The sequence below is a fragment of the Synechococcus sp. CB0205 genome (assembly GCF_000179255.1).
In the GTDB taxonomy this organism is placed as follows: Bacteria; Cyanobacteriota; Cyanobacteriia; order PCC-6307; family Cyanobiaceae; genus Vulcanococcus.
In genome coordinates this window covers 1-3160 of the sequence record NZ_ADXM01000074.1, presented here as the reverse complement: position 1 = coordinate 3160, position 3160 = coordinate 1, and the positions used below count along the sequence as shown (strand labels likewise).

3 protein-coding genes and 1 pseudogene are annotated in these 3160 nt (G+C 57.3%); 1 reads left to right on the top strand and 3 read right to left on the bottom strand.

The features are described 5' to 3' along the window. The coding region (locus tag CB0205_RS15570) for a leucine zipper domain-containing protein (protein WP_232197345.1) at positions 1-298 on the bottom strand (298 nt) is incomplete at its 3' end. Between the two features lie 150 nt (positions 299-448). Between CB0205_RS15570 and CB0205_RS16675 the strand changes: the two genes are divergently transcribed. Further along, a complete protein-coding gene (locus CB0205_RS16675) occupies positions 449-577 on the top strand; it encodes a hypothetical protein (protein ID WP_010318190.1) in 129 nt (42 codons plus the stop codon). A 1241-nt stretch (positions 578-1818) separates the two neighbouring features. Here CB0205_RS16675 and CB0205_RS0113900 read toward each other — a convergent pair. Beyond that, positions 1819-2217, bottom strand: coding sequence for a tellurite resistance TerB family protein (locus CB0205_RS0113900; RefSeq protein WP_010318187.1), 399 nt, complete (start codon positions 2215-2217; stop codon positions 1819-1821). 27 nt (positions 2218-2244) lie between these two features. After that, positions 2245-3160 (bottom strand): annotated as a pseudogene (locus tag CB0205_RS16440) (glutamine synthetase type III); the annotation flags it as partial.

Genomic DNA, 3160 nt, shown 5'->3' with positions numbered 1-3160 from the left:
AGCCGCCAGCAGCCGGGCGATGTGGCGCAGGTGCAGGCGTTGATGCCTGAGCTCCACGGCACGTTGCAGGTGCTGCGGATCGACGCAGTGTTCGCCGCTGGCTGCGGCGAACACTGCGTCGATCCACCAGTGCAGCTGCTCCACCTGAGCGGTAGCGGGCCAGCCACTTGTAGGCACAGCGGAGGCTGATCCCTGCTTCTGCAGCCAGTTCAGCCAGGGAGCGGTGGTGGTTCAGGTGTTGAGAAACCAATCGCAGCCGGCCTCGCTGCGTCAGGCGGGCGTTGGCGTGTGTATGCATGGGGCGTGAGGTCTCGGTTGGGCGGTGACACCTCAACCGGTAGCGACCTCACACCTCATTGGCTACTGAACAACCTGCTGAGACAGAACAAGTAGCGGCGAGGACGCACCCAGGGGGCTCGGTTTTCTGCTGTCACCCAACCGCCTGAATGTGGCGATCAGCCGGGCTCAATGCCTCTCGATCGTGGTGGGATGCCCTGGGTTGGCCAGTGGCTTGGCCAACACCATCGAGGAAGCCGAGCAGATCAATCGGTTGTGCCGAATGATTCAAATTGGTTGAAAGAGGAGAGCGTTTTATAGTGATGCCCTGATTCGAGATCCCAGAGCCTCATGAACGGCAGCTTGGCAAACACAAAAGATGTTCTAGGTGATCTATCCGTCGTTCTTGTCATTTCGATCACTACCTAGCAAACGTTGATCAAGGCTTGATTGCGCTGAGCTTTGGTAATCCACAACGAGGTCACTGCAACAGCGCGCCAGAGCAAGCAGGTCTGGACATTCACGAAGGGCAGCCTGGCGCCGGTCGATGTCCGCGAGGCTCAAGTCAGAGACTGGCGATGCCATTCAGCTTTGGGCGGCACTTGGACCAGATCATGTCAAATCTCAATTGCTGAGCAAGCAATGTCTTGATTTGAACGTCGCCAAGCAACTGCAACTGAAGACCCCCTCTTGGGGCAGCCCCAAGAAATGAACGAGTCATCGATCCCAAAAAAGATCGGTAGTTTTCACTGTCTTGCATGAATGCAAAGCATCGTTGTCAGAGGATCCAAGACCCTCTGAATCATGACTGTCTTGATACAGAGCCGTTCCGGTAATGAGGAGCCTTGGCGCGATGAGTGCAGCAAGCGCAATCATTTCAAGGCTTATCTGACGGCCCTGGCGAGGTCACGCGTAACCGGTCGTGTCTATGACTCGTTACTAGGGACGGAGACGTTCTGGAGCAGGTCAGCGGATCTGATTGCCGCGGAGAGGTTCGTCGCAATGATCAGTCGAACTAGTCCCTTGGTCCTCTGGAGGCGGTCTCTGCAGGCGCCGCACAGCAAAAGATTCATGACTTTGTATCGGATGCCTCTGACTCATCTCGGGGCGAGTCGATAAGGGTGAAATTGGTAGCGAGAGTTTTGATGGATCTCCGATTCGTCCCGTCTGAGCCGGCACCAGGGAAAGGAACAGTTCAACCCCTGGGGCACAATGAATACCGCGTCTGCGGCCCCGCTGGCTGCACTGTCGTGAAGGGCTATGCCAATGCCCTTTACTTGAGCCGAAACGTCCCCGAAGCCGGTGTCCATGGGGATCGAGGCGAACAAGTTCCTCTGTATTGGGGAAGCCGCGACGGACTCCCATTGGACTCCTAATCCACCACTGGTGGATAGAAACGCTGCACCAAAGGTTGAGGAAGCCTTGACAGGGATAAACGGGGGCTTTTGCTCTTCTGGTGAGCACGCCGGAGGAAGCCCTTCAGTGGATCGATCAGGCTGAGGGATAACCCCTTGTCGTGCTCGTCAGGCCGAGGCCTAGCCACTAAAGCTCGGCATGCAACGCATCCATCACTCGCATCACCTCACCGGTGTAGCCGGTGCTCAGGTCGAGCACGTTCGCCAGGTTCTGGAGGATGTTGATCTCATCCTGCTGGTAGGAGCCATCAGATCGCATGATCTCGGCCGCCACCGCAAAGGCGGTTGAGCGATGTTCTTGCTCCAGACATTGCGCCGCATCAACCATCATGTGCTGAGCACCCTTCTCTCGCAGCTCTGCGAGCAGATCATCCATCAGGTGGACCATCCTGTCGTCGTCATAGTCCTTGAAGGGTTTGCGGTAATCAAGGGCGTGACGTAACGCCCTTGATCCAGCCATCGTCAAGCGACCATCCCAGAAGACGGACGCGAGGGCGATCGAGGCAATGGCATGGGAAGGAGTCATGGCTTGAATGGAAAAGGTGGTAGGCGGTCAGCGAACAAACAGCATTTCTTGATAGGTGGGCAGCGGCCAGAGACTGTCGTCCACAAGGGCTTCAAGACCATCAGCGGCTTCACGAATCGCACTCATCAGCGGAAGCAGGGTGCCGGAGCAGTGCTTCAGGTGCTCATGTACTCCATGGGGCGTGGCATCCAAGGCGGCCTCAAGGGCTTGAATCTCCCTCAACAAGTTGTCCACTAGGGATGCCATGGCAGAAGCCGCGCTTTGATCTGGGCTGAGGCCAAGGGAAGCTTGCGCTGTGAGTGAACGCACCAGTTGCTCCAGGGATGCCATTGCCGCCGGATAGATCTGTGTACGGGCCATGCGGATGACCAGCTTGGCTTCGACCTCAATCGCGAGGATGTACTGCTCGGAGTAGACATCAAAGCGGCTCTCCAGTTCCACCGCAGTGAGTACTCCGGTGTGCGTGAAGAGATCGCGGATCTCAGGCCTCTGCAAAACCGGAAGTGCCTCGGCACTGGTACGCAGGTTTTCAAGGCCCCTCTCTTTCACGGCGATTTCATGCCATTCAGCGGAGTAACCATCACCACCGAAGACCACGGCGCCGTGAGCATCCATTGTTGACTTAAGGACAGAAAATGCCGCTTCCTCAAGGGGCACCCCTGCATTGAGTTGTGCTTCCAATTGATCGGCGATCCAGCTGATCGAATCCGCCAGGATGGTGTTCAGTACCACTAGCGGACCGGCCACCGATTGACCGGAGCCCACAGCGCGGAACTCAAAACGGTTGCCGGTGAAGGCGAAGGGGGAGGTGCGGTTGCGATCTCCGGGGTCCTTGTTGAGCTCCGGGAGGGTGTCAACACCCAACGACATCAAGGCCGCCTTGGCGGAACCCTCAAGTCGACCACTACGAATCTGGCTGAACACATCCTCGAGCTGGCTACCT